At 67.5% G+C, this 22378-nt stretch carries 20 protein-coding genes and 1 tRNA gene; 11 read left to right on the top strand and 10 right to left on the bottom strand.

What is annotated here, in order from left to right; translation table 11 throughout:
* Window positions 1–27: 27 nt before the first annotated feature.
* The gene (arcD, locus tag R1H25_RS16915) at window positions 28–1449 is read left to right on the top strand and encodes an arginine-ornithine antiporter (RefSeq protein ID WP_317224149.1); all 1422 of its coding nucleotides are present in this window, start codon (window positions 28–30) and stop codon (window positions 1447–1449) included.
* A gap of 49 nt (window positions 1450–1498) precedes the next feature.
* Here arcD and R1H25_RS16910 read toward each other — a convergent pair whose 3' ends face one another.
* From R1H25_RS16910 to R1H25_RS16870, 9 genes are all read right to left on the bottom strand, one after another.
* Window positions 1499–2452, bottom strand: a complete 954-nt coding sequence (locus tag R1H25_RS16910) for an alpha/beta hydrolase (protein WP_373695572.1) — start codon at window positions 2450–2452, stop codon at window positions 1499–1501.
* Window positions 2453–2599: 147 nt separating this feature from the next.
* Window positions 2600–2676 (bottom strand) — tRNA-Asn (locus R1H25_RS16905).
* A 22-nt stretch (window positions 2677–2698) separates the two neighbouring features.
* Window positions 2699–3169: a 23S rRNA (pseudouridine(1915)-N(3))-methyltransferase RlmH gene (gene rlmH / locus R1H25_RS16900; RefSeq protein ID WP_005418108.1), complete on the bottom strand. Its 471-nt coding sequence runs from the start codon at window positions 3167–3169 to the stop codon at window positions 2699–2701.
* Between the two features lie 63 nt (window positions 3170–3232).
* The gene (gene rsfS, locus R1H25_RS16895) at window positions 3233–3643 is read right to left on the bottom strand and encodes a ribosome silencing factor (RefSeq protein ID WP_005418109.1); all 411 of its coding nucleotides are present in this window, start codon (window positions 3641–3643) and stop codon (window positions 3233–3235) included.
* A 58-nt stretch (window positions 3644–3701) separates the two neighbouring features.
* Window positions 3702–4367, bottom strand: a complete 666-nt coding sequence (gene nadD / locus R1H25_RS16890; RefSeq protein WP_049447568.1) for a nicotinate-nucleotide adenylyltransferase — start codon at window positions 4365–4367, stop codon at window positions 3702–3704.
* Window positions 4368–4370: 3 nt separating this feature from the next.
* Window positions 4371–5408 (bottom strand): DNA polymerase III subunit delta, encoded by a 1038-nt coding sequence (gene holA / locus R1H25_RS16885; protein WP_049447567.1) that lies wholly within the window; start codon window positions 5406–5408, stop codon window positions 4371–4373.
* A 9-nt stretch (window positions 5409–5417) separates the two neighbouring features.
* Window positions 5418–6002: an LPS assembly lipoprotein LptE gene (lptE, locus tag R1H25_RS16880; protein WP_049447566.1), complete on the bottom strand. Its 585-nt coding sequence runs from the start codon at window positions 6000–6002 to the stop codon at window positions 5418–5420.
* A 136-nt stretch (window positions 6003–6138) separates the two neighbouring features.
* Window positions 6139–8781 carry a leucine--tRNA ligase gene (gene leuS, locus R1H25_RS16875; protein ID WP_317224147.1) on the bottom strand — a complete coding sequence of 881 codons (2643 nt, stop codon included), beginning with the start codon at window positions 8779–8781 and terminating at the stop codon, window positions 6139–6141.
* Window positions 8782–8886: 105 nt separating this feature from the next.
* On the bottom strand, window positions 8887–9489 hold the full coding sequence (locus R1H25_RS16870; RefSeq protein WP_317224146.1) for a DUF998 domain-containing protein: 603 nt from the start codon (window positions 9487–9489) through the stop codon (window positions 8887–8889).
* A gap of 123 nt (window positions 9490–9612) precedes the next feature.
* Between R1H25_RS16870 and trxA the strand changes: the two genes are divergently transcribed.
* The 5 genes from trxA (at window position 9613) to R1H25_RS16845 (ending at window position 15838) form a co-directional block, all read left to right on the top strand.
* The gene (trxA, locus tag R1H25_RS16865) at window positions 9613–10470 is read left to right on the top strand and encodes a thioredoxin (RefSeq protein WP_049447564.1); all 858 of its coding nucleotides are present in this window, start codon (window positions 9613–9615) and stop codon (window positions 10468–10470) included.
* A gap of 107 nt (window positions 10471–10577) precedes the next feature.
* Window positions 10578–12278, top strand: coding sequence for a FecR domain-containing protein (locus R1H25_RS16860; RefSeq protein ID WP_317224145.1), 1701 nt, complete (start codon window positions 10578–10580; stop codon window positions 12276–12278).
* Window positions 12275–13897, top strand: a complete 1623-nt coding sequence (locus R1H25_RS16855; RefSeq protein ID WP_049447562.1) for a CHASE2 domain-containing protein — start codon at window positions 12275–12277, stop codon at window positions 13895–13897. Before R1H25_RS16860 ends, R1H25_RS16855 begins: the two co-directional genes overlap by 4 nt.
* A 723-nt stretch (window positions 13898–14620) precedes the next feature.
* Window positions 14621–15073 carry a DUF4442 domain-containing protein gene (locus R1H25_RS16850; protein ID WP_317224144.1) on the top strand — a complete coding sequence of 151 codons (453 nt, stop codon included), beginning with the start codon at window positions 14621–14623 and terminating at the stop codon, window positions 15071–15073.
* 48 nt (window positions 15074–15121) lie between these two features.
* Window positions 15122–15838 carry a hypothetical protein gene (locus tag R1H25_RS16845; RefSeq protein WP_317224143.1) on the top strand — a complete coding sequence of 239 codons (717 nt, stop codon included), beginning with the start codon at window positions 15122–15124 and terminating at the stop codon, window positions 15836–15838.
* Between the two features lie 8 nt (window positions 15839–15846).
* On the opposite strand, the gene R1H25_RS16840 is transcribed toward R1H25_RS16845, so the two are convergent.
* Entirely contained in the window at window positions 15847–17169 is a 1323-nt protein-coding gene (locus tag R1H25_RS16840; protein ID WP_317224142.1) for a hypothetical protein, read from the bottom strand.
* A gap of 76 nt (window positions 17170–17245) precedes the next feature.
* Here R1H25_RS16840 and R1H25_RS16835 point away from each other — a divergent pair, with 76 nt between their 5' ends.
* From R1H25_RS16835 to R1H25_RS16815, 5 genes are all read left to right on the top strand, one after another.
* Window positions 17246–17941, top strand: coding sequence for a DUF502 domain-containing protein (locus tag R1H25_RS16835; RefSeq protein WP_005414135.1), 696 nt, complete (start codon window positions 17246–17248; stop codon window positions 17939–17941).
* Window positions 17938–18723: a queuosine precursor transporter gene (locus R1H25_RS16830; RefSeq protein ID WP_088479065.1), complete on the top strand. Its 786-nt coding sequence runs from the start codon at window positions 17938–17940 to the stop codon at window positions 18721–18723. Before R1H25_RS16835 ends, R1H25_RS16830 begins: the two co-directional genes overlap by 4 nt.
* 94 nt (window positions 18724–18817) lie before the next feature.
* Window positions 18818–20758, top strand: a complete 1941-nt coding sequence (locus tag R1H25_RS16825) for a DUF885 family protein (protein ID WP_317224141.1) — start codon at window positions 18818–18820, stop codon at window positions 20756–20758.
* Window positions 20759–20774: 16 nt separating this feature from the next.
* Window positions 20775–21845, top strand: a complete 1071-nt coding sequence (locus R1H25_RS16820) for a serine hydrolase domain-containing protein (protein ID WP_317224140.1) — start codon at window positions 20775–20777, stop codon at window positions 21843–21845.
* A complete protein-coding gene (locus R1H25_RS16815; protein ID WP_154349453.1) occupies window positions 21842–22246 on the top strand; it encodes a VOC family protein in 405 nt (134 codons plus the stop codon). The genes R1H25_RS16820 and R1H25_RS16815 overlap by 4 nt, the downstream gene beginning before the upstream one ends.
* Window positions 22247–22378 lie beyond the last annotated feature (132 nt).

The raw sequence follows: 22378 nt of genomic DNA, 5'->3' as shown, positions 1-22378 counted from the left end.
GCGGCATCACCGCCGCAGGGGATCTGCATGGCTGCGACATCGCAACGCCTGGGCCTGCCCGCGTTGACCGCTCTGGTGGTCGGCTCCATGGTCGGTGCCGGTATCTTTTCTTTGCCACAGAACGTGGCGCGCAGCGCCGGACCGGCCGCGGCGCTGGTCGGCTGGGCGGTCAGTGGCGCCGGCATGCTGATGCTGGCCTTCGTGTTCCAGGCGCTGGCCAACCGCCGGCCGGATCTCGATACCGGCATCTACGCGTATGCGCGCGAGGGCTTCGGCAACTACATCGGTTTCTCCGCGGCATGGGGTTACTGGGTCGCCTCGGTGCTTGGCAACGCCAGCTTCTTCGTGCTGATCTTCAGCGGCCTCGGACATTTCCTGCCGATCTTCGGCGAAGGCAATACCCCGGCCGCGGTGGCCGCGTCGTCACTGCTGCTATGGACCGTGCACCTGCTGGTGCTGCGGGGCCTGCGCACCGCTGCCATCGTCAACGGGCTGGTGACCGTGGCCAAGCTGCTGCCCATTGCGCTGTTCCTGATCCTGGCCGCCGGTGCCTTCCGCATGGATGTGTTCCGCGCCGATTTCTTCGGTACGCCCGCACTGGGTGATCTGGGTCAGCAGCTGCGCGGCATGATGCTGGTGACCGTGTGGGTATTCATCGGCATCGAAGGCGCCAGCATCTACTCGCGGCGCGCGGCCCGCCGTGCCGATGTCGGCCGCGCCACGGTGATCGGTTTCCTCGGCGTCTGGCTGTTGCTGGTGCTGGTCAGCGTGCTGTCGATGGGCGTGCTGTCGCAGGCAGAGCTGGCCGGGTTGCCCAATCCATCCATGGCGTACGTGCTGCGTGCGATCGTCGGCGAGTGGGGTGCAACGGTGATCATCGTCGGATCGATCATCTCCGTGCTGGGCGCGCTGCTGGCCTGGGTGCTGCTGTGCGCCGAGGTGCTGTACGCCGCGGCCGGCGACGGCACCATGCCCGCGTTCCTCGGCCGCGAAAACGCGCGCGGCGTGCCAGCCAATGCGCTGTGGTTGAGCAACGGTCTGATCCAGGTGTTCCTGCTGCTGGTGCTGGTCAATTCCGGCAGCTATACCGGACTGGTGCTGCTGGCCGCGTCGATGAGCCTGGTGCCCTACTTCCTGTCCACCGCGTTCGGCGTGCAGCTGGCCTGGCGTGGCCAGGCCTATGCGGGTGAACCGGGTGCGCGCTGGCGCGATTTCGTCGTTGCCCTGCTGGCCAGTGCCTATGCATTGTGGCTGGTGTATGCCGGCGGCCTCGACAACCTGCTGCTGTCGGTCCTGCTGTACGTACCCGGCGTGGTGCTGTTCGCGTTCACCCGGCACCAGCGAGGGGAAAAGGTATTCACGCGCTGGGAGTGGGCGTTGTTCGGCGCGATCCTGGTGGTGGCGATCGCCACGTTGGTGGCGTTCTCCAGAGGTAAGCTGGCACTGTAGAGCCGAGCCCATGCTCGGCTTCGCAAAGGCAGCCGAGCATGGCTCGGCTCTACAACTGGCGCTCGGGCAGCATGCCGATATCCCGCATCCAGCGCTCGGCCAGCTGTGGCCACACCGCCACCGGTGCATCCTTCATGCGCAGACCGAACGCGTGGCCACCGCGCGCGAACAGATGCATCTCGACCGGCACGCCTTCATCGATCAGCGCCTGGTAGTAGGCGAGTGATTCGCGCACATCGTCGGTGCGATCATCGGTGGCCTGCGCAATGAACGTCGGCGGCACCGCGTCATCCACGACGATGTCCTTGACCAGTGACAGCCCCTTGCCATGCCCGGCCCACAGATGGCCGGAGTACATCACCATCGCGAAATCCGGGCGACTGGACTGTGAGTCGGCCGCGTCGACCGCCGCGTAGCTACGACGTGCGTGCGTACTCAATCCCGCCACCACGTGTCCGCCGGCCGAGAAACCGATCACCCCCACCCGCTTCGGGTCGATGTTCCAGCGTTGTGCCTGCAAGCGCAGCAGGCCCATTGCACGTTGCGCGTCCTGCAAAGCCATCGGTACTGTCGGATTGTCGCGACAGTTGCAGTCGGGATCCCAGTTGGGCCCGGACGCCGGCACGCGGTACTTCAGCAGTGCGCAGGTGATGCCCTGCGCGTTCAACCAATCGCAGATTTCACTGCCTTCCAGGTCCATCGCCAACACCCGGTAACCACCTCCGGGCACCACCATCACCGCGGTGCCATTGGCCGGTGCCTTCGGTGGAAACACGGTGAGCGTCGGCACAGCCACGTTCTGCAACATCGTCCAGCGTTCTCCGCTGGCCCTGGAGGTTGCTTCACTGATCTGCTCGGGACCTTTCAGTTTTGGCGGTGCCTTCACCCCGCCTTCCGGCCACAACGGCAGCTCGGTAGTGCCCTGCGGCGGGTGCCAGGTCGGTGGTGCCGCATTCGCTGCGGCGAACGTCAGCGGCGCAAGCAACAGAGAAACGACGGACAGGAGTGCGCGCACGATCGGCATCCATGGTTGGAGCAGCAGATTGTAGAGCCGAGCCCATGCTCGGCTTCCAGGGTGCAGCCGAGCGTGGGCTCGGCTCTACAACATGGCAAAAAAAAACCTGCATCTCGCGATGCAGGTTTCTCAAAGTGGCGCCCGAAGTTGGACTCGAACCAACGACCCCCTGATTAACAGTCAAGTGCTCTAACCGGCTGAGCTATTCGGGCAGACGACTAGTATAACCACTCTTCACGCGCGATGGTAGGGGTGATTGGCAATCATTGCGGCAGCCCGGTACAGCTGCTCGGCCACCACCAGGCGCACCAGCATGTGCGGCAGCGTCAGCGGTCCGATCGACCACTTCTCATCGGCCAGCGCAGAGACTTCCGGCGAGTGCCCTTCCGGGCCACCGATCAGGAACGCCAGGTCCCTGCCCTGCCCGCGCCAATGCTCCAGGCGCTGTGCCAGCTGTTCGGAACTCAGCTGGCGGCCCGGCACATCCAGGGCCACCACATAGGCATTCTTCGGCAGCGCGGCGATGACCCGCTTGCCTTCGTCTTCGGTAGCCCGACGCGGATCACGCCCCTTGCCACGCAGGCCGGGCTCGATTTCCACCAGTTCGAACGGCAGCCAGTGCGACAGCCGCTTCTGGTACTCGGCGAAGCCCTGCGCGACCCAGCTGGGAGCGCGTTCACCGGTGGCGATCAGGCGGGCTTTCATCAACGGTCCTCCAAAACGTCGACGGCGCCATCGGCGCCCTCGAAGGATGCATCAACGTGTGGCTCAGGCCACTTCGTCGTCGCTGGACGGCGGCTGGTCGCCGACGGTCCACAGGCGCTCGAGGGCGTAGAACTCACGCACGCGCGGCAGCATCACGTGGACGATCACGTCGCCCAGATCGACCAGCACCCACTCGGCTTCGCGCTCGCCTTCAACACCCAGCGGCATCACGTCGATGTTCTTGGCGAAGCGCACGACTTCATCGGCGATTGATTTGACGTGGCGGGTCGAGGTGCCCGAAACGACGATCATGTAGTCGGCAACACTGGACCGGCCGCGCACGTCGATCTCGACCAGGTCCTTGGCCTTCAGGTCTTCGGTGGCTTGGCGGACGCTGGCCAGCAGTTCCGGCACGGACGGCGGCGGGCTGGGCAGATCGACCTTGATGGTCTGGGGCTGGGTCTGGTTGCTCAAAGTGGATCGACTCGATAAACGTGGGGGCGATTATACGGGGATGGCGCCGCCGCGCCATTCACGGCGTGGCCGGGCGGTACAGCCCGTGTGCAGCCACATAGTCGGCCACTGCCGGCGGCAGCAGTGCGCGCCAGGGGCCGCCGGAGGCGATCTGTGAGCGCACGGCGCTGGCCGATTCCTCGCGCAGCGGGTGGTGCAGGCGCAGGATGCGCCCGGCCGCGCTGGCGAACAGGGCCTGTTCGTTGTCGGCCCAGCGCCCCTCCAGCGCGTGGCCCAGCTCGCCATCGAGCGAGGCCCGCAGCGGGCTGCCCGGCCGTTCAGCCACAACGAAATGCGCCAGCCCGAACAGGGCCTCCCATTCGTGCCAACCGGCCAGGCCCAGCAGGCTGTCCGCGCCGACCAGCCAGGCCAGCGGCCGGCTCGGGCCGAGTTCGCCACGCAGTTCGCGCAGGGTATCGACGGTATAGGAAGGACGACCGGGATAGCGGGCGGCGCGGTCCAGCTCGCGCCGGTCCAGCAGCAGGCCAGGTTCGTCGCCAATGGCCAGAGACAGCATGCTGCAACGCTGTTCGGCAGTGGCACCGGGCACCGCACGGTGCGGCGGGTCGGCCGCCGGCAGCATGCGCACGGCAACCTGCAGTTCGTCACGGGCGGCCCGCGCGATCGCCAGGTGCCCGAGGTGCACCGGATCGAAGGTGCCCCCGTAATAGATCCGCAGGCTCATTGCTCAGGCCCGCGCCAGCAGGCGCACGGCACGCGGTTCGGCCACGGCCACCAGCAGGCGCTCCAGTGCCAGCCAGGCATCGCCGTCGGCCCGCCCCTTGGCGATGCGGTCGACCAGGCCCGCTTCGGCCACGAAGCGCTCCCAGCGCTTGCCTTCCGGGTGCCGCTGCAGCGCGCGCTTGTACGGCGCCTGCCGCGATTCCCAGATGCCACGCGATTTCATTTCGGCGGCCAGATTGCCGCCGCGGGCCTGCACGCGGGCCAGGCCGGCGCCGGCCAGCAGTTCGCGGATCACCATCGGCATCAATGCGGCCACCGCCTCGCCTTCACCGCGCAGGCCGGCCAGCATGCGCAGCACGGCCGGCGGCTGGCCGGAGAACGTCGCCTCCACCAGCCGGAACACGTCATAGCGGGCAGCGTCAGCCACCAGCGACTCCATCCGTTCCACATCCAATGGCTGGCCATCAGCCAACAGCGCCAGCTTGTCGATTTCCTGTGCGGCAGCCAGCAGGTTGCCTTCCACCCGCTCGGCCAGGCGCTGCACTGCGGCCGGATCTGCGCGCAGGCCCTTGCCGCGCAGGCGGCGCTCGATCCAGTCCGGCAGTTCGTGCGGCTTGATCGCCCACGCCACCGACAGCACGCCGACGCGGTTGACCGCCTCGGCCCACTTGCCCTGATGGGCCTTGCTCCATTCGTTGGCCGTGATCATCAGCACCACGTCCGGCGCCGGGTTGGCGCAGAACTGGCTGATCACCTCGGCGCCGTCCTTGCCCGGCTTGCCGCTGGGCAGGCGCACCTCAACCAGGCGGCGGGCGCTGAACAGGCTGGGCGCATTGAAGCTGGCGTCGAGCTGGTTCCAGTCGAAATCGCGGCCATCGGCGTCGAACACCTCGCGCTCGCCAATACCGGCGGCACGCGCACGTGCACGGATGGCGTCGGCCGCCTCCAGCACGCGCAGCGTTTCCGGGCCGGCAATCAGATAGACCGGTGCCAGCGCGGTATCAGCGCTCTGGCCGGCCAGCTGCTCCGGACGCAGTTCCATCGCCGCAGCTCAGTGCTTGGCTGCGGGGACCGGCTCGGCCGGCACCGCACCCTCAAGCGGCTTGGCCTTCGGTGCCGACAGGCTGCCGCCCTTCTCGATCTCGGCGCGGACCACGCTGTCGATGCGGCGGATGATCGACGCCGACATTTCCCGGCGCAGTTCATCGGCCAGGATCTCGCGTTCGGTGGTGGTACCGGTGGCGTCGGTCGGTGGCGACACGTAGTCGCGCGAAAGCTCGATCACCTGCTGCGGCACCAGCTCGCTGCCATCCTCGCGACGGAAGATGAAGATGACCGCATAGCGCAGGCTGTACTCCTGGGCACGGCCCTGCGAGTCGATGGCGATCGGCAGGTCGCCCCAGCGTTCGGACAGCACCTGCAGCTGGGTACTGGGTTCCTTGCTGTCCTCATCGGCCAGCTTGGCGCCGGACGCCAGCAGGCTGCGGTTGAGCAGCTTGACCAGTTCGCTGTAAGGCGCGGTGGAGACCACCTTCACCGGCGCCGTATCGGTCGGCAGCATCAGCTTGTTGCGCAGATGGAAGCCGCAGCCGGCAAGGCCGAGGGCAAGAACGAGGGCAAGCAGGATTCGGGTCATGGAGACAGTCTGGCGGAGCCGGGCGATCACGGCAACACACAGCGTGCCCGAAGCCGCGTGAATGCAGGGCCATCATGCACATGGCCCTGCATCGAAAAGGCACCGGCCACCACGCGGGTGGCCGATGCGGGGTGCATCAGGCAGCGACGATGTTCACGATCTTGCCCGGCACGATGATGATCTTGCGCACCGTCAGACCTTCCATGAACCTGGCCGCGTTCGGCTCGGCCAGGGCCAACGCCTCGACCTGCTCGCGTGCGGCATCGGCCGCCACCTCGATGGTGCCACGCAGCTTGCCGTTGACCTGCACGGCCAGGGTCAGCGCATCGCGCACCAGCGCGCCAGCGTCGGCCTGCGGGAACGGCTGGTCTTCCAGCAGCGTCTCGCCATGGCCCAGCACCTGCCACAGGGCGTGGCTGGCATGCGGGGTGATCGGGTTCAGCAGCAGCACGATGGCCTGCAACGCTTCCTGGCGCACCGCGCGGCCCTGCTCGCTGCCGTCCTCGAACTTGGCCAGCGCGTTCATCAGTTCCATCACTGCGGCAATGGCGGTATTGAAGCTGTGGCGGCGGCCATAGTCGTCGCCGACCTTGCCGATGGTCTCGTGGGTCTTGCGGCGCAGTGCCTTCTGGTTGGCATCCAGTGCGGCCACGTCCAGCACCGGGGCGGCACCGTCGGCGGCATGCTTCTGCACCTGGGCCCACAGGCGGCGCAGGAAGCGGGCCATGCCGTCCACGCCGGCTTCGTTCCATTCCAGCGACTGTTCCGGCGGCGCGGCGAACATCGAGAACAGGCGCACGGTATCGGCGCCGTACTTGCCGACCATCGCCTGCGGGTCCACGCCGTTGTTCTTCGACTTGGACATCTTCTCCGTGCCACCGACCACCACCGGCTGGCCGTCGGCAATCAGGGTGGCGCCCGTGATGCGGCCGCGCTCGTCGCGCTGTACTTCCACATCGGCCGGGTTGATCCAGTCCTTCGAGCCGTCCGGGTTCGGGCGGTAGTAGGTCTCGGCAATCACCATGCCCTGGCACAGCAGGTTGCGCGCCGGCTCGTTGCTGTCCACCATCCGCGCGTCGCGCAGCAGCTTGTGATAGAAGCGGAAATACATCAGGTGCAGGATCGCGTGCTCGATGCCACCGATGTACTGGTCGACCGGCAGCCAGTAGTTGCCGCGCTTGTCGACGGCATCACGGGCACCCGGCGAGGTGTAGCGGGCGTAGTACCAGCTCGACTCCATGAAGGTGTCGAACGTGTCGGTCTCGCGCTCGGCCGCGCTACCGCAGTCCGGGCAGGTGGTCTTGCGCCATTCCGGGTCGGTCTTGATCGGCGAACCGGTGCCGGAGAACGCCACGTCCTCCGGCAGCACCACCGGCAGCTGCTCTTCCGGCACCGGCACCGCGCCGCACTTGGCGCAGTAGATCACCGGAATCGGGCAGCCCCAGTAGCGCTGGCGGCTCACGCCCCAGTCGCGCAGGCGGTAGTTGACGCGGCGCTGGCCCTGGGCCTTGCGCTCGAAACGTTCGGCCAGCGCTTCGAAGGCGCCCTGGAAGTCCAGGCCGTCGAATTCGGCCGAATTCACCAACTCGAAGGCGCGGCTCTTGTCGCTGTACCAGTCCTGCCAGCGGCTGCCGTCCCAGTTGCGCTCCTCTTCGGTGCGCGCATCCTTCAGCGCGATCACCTGCTTGATCGGCAGGCCGTACTTGTTGGCCACTTCGTTGTCGCGCTGGTCATGGCCCGGCACGGCCATCACCGCGCCGGTGCCGTAGCCCATCAGCACGAAGTTGGCGACCCAGACCGGCACCGGCTCGCCGGTGACCGGATGCAGCGCGCGCAGGCCGGTATCCATGCCGCGCTTTTCCTGGGTTTCCAGCTCGGCCTCGGATACACCGCCCTGCTTCAGGTCGGCCAGCATCGCCGCCAGCTCCGGGTTGTTCTTCGCCGCATGCAGCGCCAGCGGGTGCTCGGCGGCGATCGACACGAAGGTCACGCCCATCACCGTGTCCGGGCGGGTGGTGAACACGCGCAGCGGGTCCAGCGCGCTGCCGTCGACATCGCGCACGTCGAACTGGATTTCCAGGCCCTCGGAACGACCGATCCAGTTGCGCTGCATGGTCTTGACCGATTCCGGCCAGCCGTCCAGCTCATCCAGGCCGTCCAGCAGCTCCTGGGCGTAGTCGGTGATGCGCAGGAACCACTGCGGAATCTCGCGCTTCTCGACCAGCGCGCCGGAGCGCCAGCCGCGACCGTCGATGACCTGCTCGTTGGCCAGCACGGTCTGGTCGACCGGGTCCCAGTTCACCACCGCGTTACGGCGGTATGCCAGGCCCTTGCGCATCAGGCGGGTGAACATGCGCTGCTCATGGACGTAATAGTCCGGGCGGCAGGTGGCGAACTCGCGCGACCAGTCGATGGCATAGCCCAGCGACTGCAGCTGGCTGCGCATGTGATCGATGTTCTTGTAGGTCCACGCCGCCGGCGCGGTCTTGTTCTTGATCGCCGCGTTTTCCGCCGGCAGGCCGAACGCGTCCCAGCCCATCGGCTGCAGCACGTTGTGGCCGGTCATGCGCTTGTAGCGGCTGATCACATCGCCGATCGTGTAGTTGCGCACGTGGCCCATGTGCAGCGCACCGGACGGATACGGAAGCATCGACAGGCAGTAGTACTTCGGCTTGTCCGAAGTCTCGTCGACTTCGAAGGCACGGGTAGCGTCCCAGTACTTCTGGGCGGCGGATTCAACCTGCTGCGGATCGTAAACGTTGGGTTCGACGCTGGTCATGTAACACGCGGTTGCGGCGGCAAAGCGGTACAGCGTACCGCAGTGCGGCAAATGGCTCCAATCCTGCCCGTCGACCGCCGGCGCCGATTGCGCCCGGAGGCCGTCTCAGCGCGGTCGCGACAGCGGCAGGGCCAGTGCCAGCCAGACGGCCCAGCAGGCAAAGGCAAGCCGCTGTGCCAGCGGTGCCGGCAACACGCCCTGCAGGGCAAAGGCCGCCAGCGCGGCCAGCACGCCACAGGCAACCGCCACCCCGCCCAGGGCGCGGCCGCGCGCCTGGCGCAACCGGGAGATGCCCAGCAACAGGGTGCCGGCGACGAAGCCCAGCACCCAGACCATCCAGGCACTGGCATGCAGCTGGCTGGCTGGCCCGTGCAGATCGTCCACATCCAGCGGCAGCAAGCCCATCGCGGCGAAGGCCAGCCCGCCCAACAGCAGCATCTGGCTGCCCACCCGCGGCGCCCAGCCAGCGCTGGCCGGCAGTCGCCGGCGCAGGCATTCGGCCACCACCACCGCCAGCAGGCCCGGCAGCACGAAACCCAGCAGATTGAAGGCCAACGCATGCGGCACGCCGCGCGCACCCAGCAGGGCCACCGGGTGCCGCGCCTGTGCATAACCTTCCAGGCCGGAGCCGAAGCCCATCACCGCCAGCACGAACAGCAGCGCGGCGATCACCCCGGACAGGCGCAACAGCGGGGACAATGACGACATGCAGGCTCCGGAACAACAGCGGCAGGAAGGCCGCATTGTCGGGCATTTGCGGCATCGCGGGTTGAGACCGGTATCGATCGTCACCATAGAATCGGTCTCCAGATGCCAAACGATGCCTCTCCCATGACCGAGACGACCTACGTATTCGACGCCACCACTGCGACCTTCGAGGCCGAAGTCCTGCAGAAGTCGCTGCAGACGCCGGTGCTGGTCGACTTCTGGGCCACCTGGTGCGGGCCGTGCAAGACCCTCGGGCCGATGCTGGAAAAGCTGGCCGCCGAATACAACGGCGCCTTCGAGCTGGCCAAGGTCGACGTCGACGCCGAACAGCAGATCGCTGCGGCCTTCCAGATCCGCTCGGTGCCGACCGTATTCCTGGTCAAGGGTGGCCAGCTGGTGGATGGCTTCCCGGGGGCCATCCCGGAAGGTCAGCTGCGTGAATTCCTGGCCCAGCACGGCATCGTGCCGGCCGACATCGGCGACGCCGCTGCCGAAGACCAGGCACCGCTGGACCCGCAGGCACAGGTGGATGTGCTGCGCGCGCAGATCGCCGCCGAGCCGGACAAGGACGAGCTGAAGCTCGACCTGGCCCTGGCCCTGCTGCAGATCGGCGGCGTGGACGAGGCCGGCACGCTGATCGACGGCCTGCCCGCCAATCTCGCCACCGACGACCGTGCCGTGCGCGCCCGTGCCCGCCTGTCCTTCGCCGCCGCACTGAAGGACGCACCCGCGGCCGAAGTGCTGGACGCGCGCATTGCCGCCGACGGCAAAGACCTCAAGGCCCGACACCTGCGCGGCGTGCAGCTGCTGCTGGGCGGCCACGATGAGGCCGCACTCGCCCAGTTCCTGGAAATGCTGCGGATCGACCGCGCCTTCGAGGAAGGGCTGCCGCGCAAGGCCCTGATCGACGCCTTCAATGTGATCTCCGACGAGGACCTGGTTGGCCAGTACCGCCGCCGGATGGCCTCCCTGCTGTTCTGAACGGGAACGGACTTCGTTCAGAATCCCTGCACTGAACGCGGGCAATAATGCGCGGGATGGCGGCCGTTCGGCCCCCACGATCCGTTCGGGGGGATGAGGTCGGGGCCATGGGGTCTTGCAGCTGCACCCCCGTTTTGCCGGGATTGCAAACTGTGACCTTCGTCCGCTCGCTGTCGTTCGCCATGCGCTTCCAGGGCATCCTGCTCTGTACCCTCCTGCTGCTGCCGGGTCTGGCCACCGCCCAGGACTGGAACTACCGGGTCCGTCCCGGCGATACCCTGTGGGATCTGGGCAGCCTGTACCTGAAGCCGTCGGTACGCTGGCAGCAGCTGCAGCAGCACAACCGCATCGACAATCCTTACCAGTTGCCGCCGGGCCAGCTGCTGCGCTTCCCGATCAGCTGGCTGCGCATCGAGCCTGCGCCCGCCCGCGTGCTGTCGGTGCGCGGCAAGGTTGAGCTGTCAGGCGCCGATGGCAGTGCCACCCGCGCGATACTCGCCGGGGAACAGCTTCGCATCGGTGACACCGTGCAGACCGAAGGCGACTCCAGCGTCACTCTTGAATTCGCCGACGCCTCGCGCCTGCAGCTGCGCGAGTATTCCCGGCTGCGCCTGGACCAGCTCAGCCGCTATGGCCATACCGGCATGGTCGATACCCGCCTGCGCCTGCAGCAGGGCCGTGCCAGCAACCGGGTGACGCCCGCCCGCGGCCCGGCATCGCGTTACATCATCGACGCCCCCACCGCGACCAGCAGCGTGCGCGGTACCGTGTTCCGGGTCAGCGCCGGTGACACCGACCAGGTTGCCGCCACCGAGGTCCTGCAGGGCAAGGTGCAGGTCGGCAACACCCACGGCCAGCGCATGGTCCAACCTGGACAGGCTACCCGCAGCAGCAGCGCAGACGCAGCCCCCGCTGCGGTCTCGCTCCTGCTGCCGGCGCCGACGCTGCGAAATGACCAGCTTCGCCTGGCGCCGCTGCCGACCCTGCTGGCCTGGGAAGCGGTCCCTGGCGCCGCGCACTACCGCGTGGAAGTGGTGCAGGCGGCAACGCCGGAAATCCTGCTGTTTGCCGCAACCACCGAAGACACCCGCCTGGCCATCGGCGACCTGCCGCCCGGGCAGCTGCGCGTGCTGCTGCGCGCCGTCGACGCGCAGGGCGTGGAAGGCCTGGATGCCAGCGTTGATTTCGAACTCAGCGACCAACCGCCGCCACCGCTGACGGTGGCCCCGCTGCATGGACAGACGATCAACAGCGACCGGCCGCGTTTCCGTTGGAGCCAGGCCCCCGGCGCACGCAGCAGCGTGCTGCAGATCGCCGCCGAGCCGAGCTTCGTGCAGCCACTGCAGGAACAGACGACCCAGGGCACCGACCTGCGCCTGGCACAACCACTGCCGCCGGGGCAGTACTTCTGGCGCGTGGCCTCGCGCGATGGCAACGGTCACCAGGGCCGCTATGGCCAGGCGCTGCCGCTGCAACTGAGCAATGAACCAGTCGATCCGGCCCTGCAGCCGCCGGAGGCTGCGCACGGTGAGCTGACCCTGCGCTGGCAGGCCGGCAGCGACGGCCAGCGCTACCGGGTGCAGGTCGATCGCCGCGGCGACTTCAAGGCCCCCCTGGTCGATGAGACGGTTGCCGAGCCACAGGTCAGCTTCAAGCGGCCGTGGAGCGGCAACCTGCATGTACGCGTGCAGTACATCGACGATGACGGTCATGCCGGCGAGTACTCGCCGGCGCAGCAGATCAAGCTGCCGTGCCGCCTGTGCTACGGCGCCGGCGGCGGCGCCCTGCTGCTGTGGCTGTTGTTATGAGGCGCTCGCCACTGCCGTGGTCGAAGAGGATCCTGCTGGCGCTGCTGGCTGGCGTGCTGACCGTGATCGCCAGCCAGGGCCAATGGCTGTGGCGGCAGGATGAAGCTGCCTACGACGCCATGGTCGGCAACTGGGACTATCGTCCCGACCCCAGCGTGCTGATCGTGGCGATCGACGAAGGCAGCCTGCAGCGCATCGGCCAATGGCCCTGGCCCCGCTCGATCCATGCCCGCCTGCTGGACCGGCTGACCGATGCCGGTGCCGAACGCGTTGCACTGGACCTGATGCTGTCCGAACCGGACCGCCGCGACAGCCGCCAGGACGAGGCGCTGGCCGCGGCCATCCGCCGCAATGGCCGGGTAGTGCTGCCGGTGCTGGCCGCGCCCGCGGCCGGTGATCGCATGGCTGAGGAAATGCTGCCGGTACCGCAGATTGCGGCCAGTGCCGCCGCCATCGGCCACACCGACGTTGAAGTGGACGGCGATGGTGTCGCCCGCGGCGTGTACCTGCACGCCGGCATCGGCCAGGCGCATTGGCCGGCGCTGGGGCTGGCGCTGGCCGACCTGCCGCCGGGCGCGGTGCACGGCCTGCCTGACCCCCATCCGGAGATCGGTTCGCCCTATCAATGGCGGCGCAACGATTATGTGCGCGTGCGCTATGCCGGGCCGCCCGAGCGCTTGCCGCAGGTGTCCTATGCCGACGTGCTGGATGGTCACGTGGACATGGCGATGCTGCATGGCCGCCGCATCATGGTAGGCATGACCGCCAGCGGCATCGCACCGCGGCTGCTGACCCCGACCACCCGCGAGTTCTGGATGAGCGGCAGTGAGTACCAGGCCAACATTGCTTCGATGCTGCTGCAGCACAAGCAGATCGATCTGCTGCCACGCCTCTGGCAGCATGCCATCAGCGGCGTGCTGGTGGCGCTGTGCGTGATCCTGCTCGGCCTGCGCCTGCCATGGCTTGCTGCGCTGTGCTCGCTGCCGCTTCCACCGCTGCTGAGCTGGTTGCTGTTGCGCGCCGGTGACCTGTGGTGGGCACCGGCCAGCGCAATGCTGGGCGTTCTGCTGGTGTTGCTGGCCTGGGCGATCTGGCGGATCTCGGCCTGGCACCGCCAGGCCAACCGCGACGCGCTGACCGGTCTTGGCAACCGCCTGCGCTTCGAGCAGTCGCTGCAGCAGGAATGCGATGCAGCCCGGCGCAGTGGCAAGCCTTTGAGCCTGGCGCTGATCGACGTCGACCACTTCAAGCGCCACAACGACCGCCATGGCCACCAGGTCGGCGACCGCGTGCTGCGCGATGTCGCACGCCTGATCGGCGCGCATGCGCGGCGCCCGCGTGACATGGCCGCGCGCTACGGCGGCGATGAGTTCGCTCTGGTGCTGCCGGATACCCCGGCCGAAGGCGCGCGCCAGGTCATCGAGGACCTGATCGCCTGCGTGCGTGCAGTGCCGGCGCCCGGTGACGGCAGCGAAGCAGGCGTCACCCTCACCATCGGCGTGTTCACCCGCGTACCCGATGGCACGCTGCAACCTCATCATTTCGTCGAAGGCGCCGACACCGCGTTGTACCAGGCCAAGGCCAACGGCCGCGACGGGTATGTCATCGACGGCGCATGACGCAGGATGTGCACACTGTCTGTAGAGTCGAGCTTGCTCGACTGCTTCCGCCTCATTCCAGCGGCCAGCGACACCACGCAAGCGGATAGTCTCCCAGCCGCGATGTCAGGCCCGCGCGCACGGGGTTGGCCAGTACATACAGTGACTGTTGCCGAACATCCGCCTCATTCCGGATCAGATGATCGTAGCCCCGCTGCCACACCGGCCGTCCTTCATCGGAGTGCACATTGACTGCAATGGCCACTCTGGACTTCAGTGACTGCATGCATCGCCCCAGGGTTCCTTGACGCAGCTGCATGACCCAAGGCAGATGATCGGGCATTACCACCCAGGCAAATGATCGCGTGAGTCCACGGCGGTCACTGTCACGAAGGGCGTCCATCAGGGTCACCGCGTGTCGCGTATCTGCAAAGATGCGTCGACGACCCGCGGTGACAGCGGTGACTACGTAGAAGCATCCGATTGCGGAAAATCGACCGCGCAACAAGGCAGGGCTGGGCATGTAAACAACATGGGCCGGGGACCGGGCCGTACCCATCGGGAAAACCCTGAAATAGCTATCGGATGGCGTCGAGCGTATTCGCTGCTGCCCTGAAAGCAGTCGAGCAAGCTCGACTCTACAATTCGCCGGACCACGTCCGAATCGTGCGGACGCTCGCCCGGGCTACAACATACGCATGCGAATGGTTAGACTGGCAGCCTCGCCTCCTGCCCGGCCTTCGCATGAACGCCCGCCTGTTCCGCTTCGGTATCAATATCTGGCCGCCGTTCCTGTTCACCGGCATCCACGTCACCCGCATCGCGCCGGACTACCGGCAGATCGATGTCGAACTGCGCCTGCGGCCATGGAACCGCAACTATGTCGGCACCCACTTCGGCGGCAGCCTGTTTGCGATGACCGATCCGTTCTGGATGCTGGGCCTGCTGCACATCCTCGGCCGCGACTACTACGTATGGGACCGGGCCGGTGCCATCGATTTCCTCAAGCCCGGCCGCGGCACCGTGCGCACGTCGTTCCGCATCGACGATGCGCTGCTGGATGAACTGCGGGCCGAAGCAGCTGGCGGTGAAAAGGTGCTGCGCTGGTTCAGCAACGACGTGGTCGATGAAAGCGGCGAGGTTGTCGCCCAGGTGCGCAAGCAGGTCTATCTGCGCCTGAAGCCGCACGCACGCTGAATCAACGCTGGGGCGCTATCCTCTTTGCCCTCTGCCATGGAGGCCCCGATGCGCCCCTACACCCTTGCAGCACTGCTGAGCACCCTGCCGTGCGCGGCCCATGCGCTCGACCTGCCGACGGTGCAGTACCCGACGCTGCCGGCCCAGGCTGCCACTGCTGCCGGCTTCGTGCCCGACGGCTGGACGCTGGAGTCCAGCATCGAAGGCGATCTCGACCGGGATGGCCGCGCGGACCTGGTACTGGTGCTGCGCCAGCAGGATCCGCGCAATGTCATCGAACACGATGGCTTCGGCCCATCGCCATACGACAGCAACCCGCGCATTCTCGCCGTGGCATGGTCGCGCCCAACCGGCTATGTGCTGGCGGTGCAGGACCATCAGCTGATTCCGCGCCCGGACAACCCGGTCATGAGCGATCCGCTTGAAGAAGGTGGTGTCAGCATCCAGCGTGGCACGTTGAGGATCGCGCTGTTTTCATTCGCCAGCGCCGGAAGCTGGTCGATGGGTACCACCGCCTTCACTTTCCGCTGGCAGGATGGCGCGTTCGCGCTGATCGGCTACGACCAGGATTCGGTGATGCGCAATTCCGGGAAGACCGAATCGCTGAGCGTGAACTTCTCCACGCGCAAGGTAATGCGCGCCGAAGGCAGCATCGAGAACGACAAGGACAGCGTGCACTGGCAGCCACTGCGTGGCACCCGCCGCTGGACGCTGCAGACCGTCGGCGATGGCTGGGCATTCGATCCGCAGGCCGGTACCGGCTGAGCCACGGTTCAGTCGCGGGCAGCGGCAGTTGCGCCGGCGTCGGCGTCGGCCATCAGCGGTACGGACAACCAGGGGCTCTCAGCGTCACCCTGCGGTGGCGAACGACGCGGCACCAGCAGATGGCGGCCATCGACGGACAGCCGCGGCGACCGCACCGGCGACCGGAACTCCGCAGGCAATCGCTGCAGCGCCTCAGCCGGGTCCTGCGCCTGCTGCCGCAACCAGCGCTGGGCGCCAAGCAGGCGCAGCATCGCCGCCGCGTCCTGGGACCGTGACGAATATGCGGGATAGACCGGCGCGGCGATCTCGGTCAGCACGCACCCCATCACATTGGACAGGCAACCGAAATCCCGCTGCGGCGGCGCCTGTACCGGCAGCGGCCGATCGGCCTCCAGCGCGGCCGTGGCGGCTGCGCCACAGGCCCAGCCAAGATTGCCGGCCACGCGCGCCAACGTGCTGCTCCGATCCAGCACCAGGACGCCACCAAATTCCCGGGCCGAGGACTCGATCGCCGCCCGGCTCATCGCGTACTCGCCCTGCATCGCACGGCACAGGCTCTGTTCCTCGGCCCGCAACGGCTGCATGGCCTGTTCGCACTCGGCCGGCAGGGGGTGGTCGGCAGGCAGTTCGACCAGCATGTCAGCCAGCAGCTGGGCATTGGCCTGCACCAGGCTGGCACCGATGATGCTCTCGACCAGATAGCTGCCGCCGGGCACCAGTCGCCGGCCCAGCTGCAGGCCACGGCAGGCACCACGCAGGGCACCGTCAATGTCACCCTGCACGTAGGCCAGCGCGCGTGCACTGGTGGCGTCCATCACCACGCCATAGGCCGGCAACGGGACCAGAATGCCCTCGCCCTTCGGCCGGAACGGCGACGCGAAGTAGTCGGCGTCGGCCAGCTGATCCAGCCGCGCATGCAACTGCTGGTGCCCGGCGTGGGCCTCCACGAAGCGTTGCGGGTCCGCGCGGACCTGGGCGAGACAGCCGCTGGCGGCCGGCCCGCAACTGGCCCCGGGCCGCGAGTGCAGCTCGGCATGGTTGGCCACCAGGTGTGTCCGGCCGCTGCTTCCGCCATGTGCATCGGCTTCCCAGCGCCGTACATCCTCGGCCAGCGCCTGCTCGCGCTGCTGGGCATCCAGATCGTCGAACGGCAGCGTCCACAACAAGGCATAACCGTTGTGGCCGGTCGCCGGCAGGCGTGCTTCCAGTCGCTGCTGCGCCTGCAGGCGCGATTCGGGCACCGGCCACATGCGCGAGGCGCACCACACCACGATGGCCAGCACCAGCAGGCCTGCAAGGGTCCAGCCCAGTCCGCGCAGGATCTTCAACACAGCTTCCCTTCCATGTGCCGTTGCCGCAGTCGATTCCCCAGCGTAATCGACCCACGCCGGCCGCTACAATGCGCACATGTCGCTCGAAGCCCCCGCCCTGGTTCCCCGCCCTTCCCTGCAGCGCCTGTTCCTGACCGGCCTGCTCACCCTGCTGCCGATCTGGCTGACCTGGGTCGTGGTCAAGTTCGTGTTCGTGCTGCTGTCGGGCATTTCCAGCCCGCTGGTGGTACCACTTTCCGAGCAGATCGCGACCAGCTTCCCGCACTACCTCGGCTGGGTCCGCGCCGAGTGGATCCAGGACACCATCGCCCTGCTGGCCACCCTGCTGGTGATCCTGGCGGTGGGCGTGGCCAGCCGCCGCGTGCTCGGCCAGCGCCTGCTGCGCTGGGTGGGCGCGGTCATCAAGCGCATTCCGCTGGCCAGCATCATCTACGACAGCGCCAAGAAGCTGCTGGACATGCTTCAGACCGAGCCGGGCAGCACCCAGCGCGTGGTGCTGATCGACTTCCCGCACCGCGACATGAAATCGGTCGGTCTGGTCACCCGCGTGATCAAGGAACACGGCACCGACCGTGAGCTGGCCGCCGTGTACGTGCCGACCACGCCGAACCCGACCTCGGGTTATCTGGAGATCGTGCCGGTGGAGCTGCTGACCCCGACCGACTGGACCGTCGACCAGGCGATGAGCTTCATCATTTCCGGCGGTGCCGTGGCGCCGTCCAGCGTGCCGTTCACCCGTGCCGGCGAACGCACTGGCGAACGCACCGAATGACTCCGGCGCCGATCGAGCGCCCGCTGCAGGACCGCGCGGTCCTGCTGTTCATCGTGCTGGCCGCGTTCTTCTGCGGCAACGCGGTGCTGGCCGAGCTGATCGGGGTGAAGATCTTCGCGCTGGAAGACACCCTGGGCATCGATCCGCTGAACTGGAACCTGTTCGGCCAGACCGGCTCGCTCAGCTTCACCGCCGGCACCCTGCTGTGGCCGGTGGTGTTCATCATGACCGACACCATCAACGAGTTTTTCGGAAAGCGCGGCGTGCGCTTCATCTCGTGGCTGGCGGTGGTGCTGATCGGCTACGGCTTCCTGTTCGCCTTCGCGGCCATTTCGCTGGCGCCGGCCAGCTGGTGGGTCACTTCGATGGATGGCCACGGTGTGCCGGACTACCAGGCCGCGTTCGCAGCCGTGTTCGGCCAGGGCATGTGGACCATCGCCGGTTCGCTGGTGGCCTTCCTGCTCGGCCAGCTGATCGACGTGGCGGTGTTCCATCGCATCCGCCAGGCTACCGGCGAGCGCCACGTGTGGCTGCGCGCGACCGGATCGACCGCGGTCTCGCAGTTGGTGGACAGCTTCGTGGTGATCTGGATCGCCTTCGTGCTGGGCCCGCAACACTGGCCGACCTCGCTGTTCCTCGCCGTCAGCAGCGTCAACTACATCTACAAGATGGGCTTTGCGATCGCTTTGATCCCGTTGCTGTACCTGATGCGGCGTGCCATTACCCGCTATCTGGGTGCAGACAGAGCCGCCGCGCTGCGCGCCGCAGCCGCGGCTGACTGAAGCCCCAGCAGCAGAAAGCTGACTGCGCCTTCACGCTGGCCGTACGCGGCCGGATCGTGCAAGCTCCACGGTCTGTGTTCCACGGAAGCTCCTGATGCCGCATCCCACCCGCGCCCTGGCCGCCGCCATCGCCGCGTTGTTCCTGTTCAGCGCCGTGCCGTCGGCCGAAGCAGCGAAAAAGAAGGCCAGCCGCCCTGCCGCCGCGCAGACCCGCCAGGCCGCCAAGCCCAAGGCCAGGCCCGCCCGCGCCACCGCGCCGGCCCGTGGCAGCTCGGCGCGCCGCGCCACGCCGCGCCCGGTCGCACCGGCCCGGGCCGTACCCAAGCAGGTGCAACTGGAGCGCCTGTACGACGAATACTGGGATGCCTCGATGCGGTTGAATCCGCTGCAGGCGACCTTCCAGGGCGAGGCCCGCTACAACGACCAGCTGCCCAACATCCTGTCCGCCGCATGGCGCCAGCAATCGCACGACTTCACCACCGAGTGGCTTGGCAAGGTGGAGAAACTCGGCAGCGACGGCCTGCAGGGCCAGGACCTGCTCAGCTACGAGATCTTCGTGCGCGATGCGCGCGCCTCGCTGGCCGCAGAGCGCTACCCCAGCTGGATGATGCCGATCAGCCAGTACTACAACGTCGGCAGCATCATGGCGATCCTCGGCGCCGGTGCCGGCGCACAGCCGTTCAACACCGTGCAGGACTACGACACCTGGTCGCGCCGCGCGCTGGGCATTCCCGAGCTGTTCGACCAGGCCATCGAGAACATGCGCCAGGGCATGAAGGCCGGCGTGGTACAGCCGCGCGACCTGATGGAGAAGGTGCTGCCGCAGCTGGATGCGGTCATCAAGCCGACCGCTGAAGAGAGCATCTTCTGGTCGCCGATCCGCACCATGCCCAGCACCATCGCGGCCGAGGACAAGGCGCGCATCAGTGCCGAGTACAAGCGCATGATCGAACTGCGCATCATGCCGGCCTATCGCGCCCTGCGCGGTTTCATTGCCACCGAATACCTGCCCGCCACGCGCGCCAGCAGTGGCCTCAGCGCGCTGCCCGATGGCCAGGCGTGGTACGCCAACCTGATCGTGCAGACCACCGCCAGCGACCAGACTGCCGCGCAGCTGCATGCACTGGGCGAGCAGCGCGTGCAGGAGTTGCAGGCACAGATCGCCACGGTGATGAAGGACGCCAAGCTGCGTGGAACGCCATCCAAACTGCTGCGCAGCATGCGCAATGACCGCCAGTTCCAGTACGGCGACGCCAATGCGCTGATCAACCGCTACCGCCAGGTGCAGCAGCAGGTCAATGCGCGCCTGCCGCAGGTACTGGACACCCTGCCCAAGTCGACGCTGGACGTGCGCGCAGTGGAACCGGAACGTGCGCTGACCGCCGCCGCAGCAGCCTATCAGCCGTCACCGGCCGGGCAACCCGGCGTGCTGTACGTGAACACCCGCGACCTGCCCAGCCGCAAGCGCTGGAACGTGCCGGTGCAGTACCTGCACGAAGCGATCCCCGGCCACCACGTGCAGCTTGGCCTGCAGCAGGAGCTGGCCAAGCTGCCGCGCTTCCGCCGCCTCGGTGGCGACCTCGCCTTCGTCGAAGGCTGGGGCCTGTACGCGGAAACGCTTGGCGAGAACCTGGGCATCTACACCGATCCCTACGACCGCATCGGCTACCTGTACTCGCGCCTGCTGCGCGCCGCGCGCGTGGTGGCCGATACCGGCGTGAACGCACAGGGCTGGAGCAAGCAGCAGGCCGTCTCCTACCTGCAGAAGACCGTGGACATGAGCAGCGATGACGCCAACGCCGAAGTCGAGCGGATCATGGCCCAGCCCGGCCAGGCGCTGTCCAACGTGGCTGGCCTGACCACCATTGTCGCCCTGCGCGACAAGGCCAAGGCACGCCAGGGCGCAGCCTTCGATCTGCGCCGCTTCCATGCAGAACTGCTGAAAGACGGCTCGATGCCGCTGGATGTGCTGGACCGCAAGATGGAGCGCTGGATGGCGCAGCCGGCCAGCACTACACCCACGCCTTCACCCTGACGCATCCGGAGCCACCATGCGCCCTGCCGTCGCCCTGTTCGCCGCCGTGCTGGGCCTGCTGCCGCTGGCCTCCTCCGCCGCACCGGTGCTGACCCCACCGGATGCCGGCATCGACGGCCTGATGCAGGCCTACGATGGGCAGGTTCCTGGCGCCGCGGTGCTGGTACTGCACGACGGGCAACCGGTGTTCCGTCGCGGCTATGGCCTGGCGGTGGTGGAAGACGGTACTGCCGTGACCGCCGCCAGCAACTTCCGGCTGGCCTCGGTCAGCAAGCAGTTCACCGCTGCGGCGGTGCTGCTGCTGGTGGAAGACGGCCGGCTCGGGCTGGACCAGACCGCCCGCCAGTGGCTGCCCGAGCTGCCGCCGGCAGCGGCGGCCATCACCCTGCGCCAGCTGCTGTCGCACACCAGCGGCCTGCTCGACTACGAAGACCTGATGGACCCGGCAGACACACGGCAGGTACACGATGCCGATGTGCTGGCCCTGCTGTCGCGCCAGGACCGCCTGAACTTCGCACCGGGCTCGCAGTACCGCTACAGCAACAGCGGCTATGCACTACTGGCACTGATCGTCGGCCGCGCGTCCGGCCAGGATTTCGCCGCCTTCCTGCAGCAACGCATCTTCTGCCCGCTGGGCATGGCCCACACCGTGGCCCACCAGGACGGCGTCGATGCCATCACCGCACGCGCCTATGGCTACAGCCGGATCGATGGCCACTGGCAACGCACCGACCAGAGCACCACCAGTGCCGTGCTCGGCGATGGCGGCATCTATTCCTCGCTGGACGACCTGGCCCGATGGGATGCGGCGCTGTACGACGACCGCCTGTTGTCGAAGGCCTCGCGCCGGGCGATGTTCAGCCCGGCCACATCGACGCCCGAACCGGATGTACCGCACTACGGCTTCGGCTGGCGCCTGAATGGCCCGGTGCAATGGCACAGCGGCGAGAGCATCGGCTTCCGCAACGTGATCGTGCGTCACCCGGAGAAGCACCTGACCGTGATCGTACTGACCAACCGCAACGACCCCGAACCCTATCCGCTGGCGCTGAAGATCGCCCAGCGCTGGCTGGACACCCTGCAATGAACACCGCTTCCGACGGCCTGCTGGGCATCCACCACGCCGCACTGATCTGCAGCGACTACGCACGCTCGAAGGACTTCTACGTGCGCATCCTCGGCCTGCGCGTGCTGGCCGAGAACCACCGCGCCGCGCGCGATTCCTGGAAGCTGGACCTGGCCCTGCCCGACGGCGGCCAGCTGGAACTGTTCTCCTTCCCCTCGCCGCCGCCCCGTCCCAGCCGCCCGGAGGCCCAGGGCCTGCGCCACCTCGCGTTCCGGGTAACTGCACTGGAACCCTTCATCCAGCGCCTGGCCGCGCACGGTGTCGCCTGCGAACCGATCCGCGTCGACGAATACACCGGCCGACGCTTCACCTTCTTCGCCGACCCCGACGACCTGCCGCTGGAGTTGTACGAGATCGCGTGAGCGATTTTCAATCGCGGAGGCCCATCCACGCATGGCGTGGATCTACGTGTCGACCAAGGTCGACACCCACCAACAGCCGCAGAAATCTGTCAGAGGTGGGGGGGGGGGGGGGGGGGGGGGGGGGGGGGGGGG

This window comes from Stenotrophomonas veracruzanensis, from assembly GCF_032911525.1.
In the GTDB taxonomy this organism is placed as follows: domain Bacteria; phylum Pseudomonadota; class Gammaproteobacteria; order Xanthomonadales; family Xanthomonadaceae; genus Stenotrophomonas; species Stenotrophomonas africana.
This window is presented reverse-complemented; position numbering and strand designations above follow the sequence as displayed.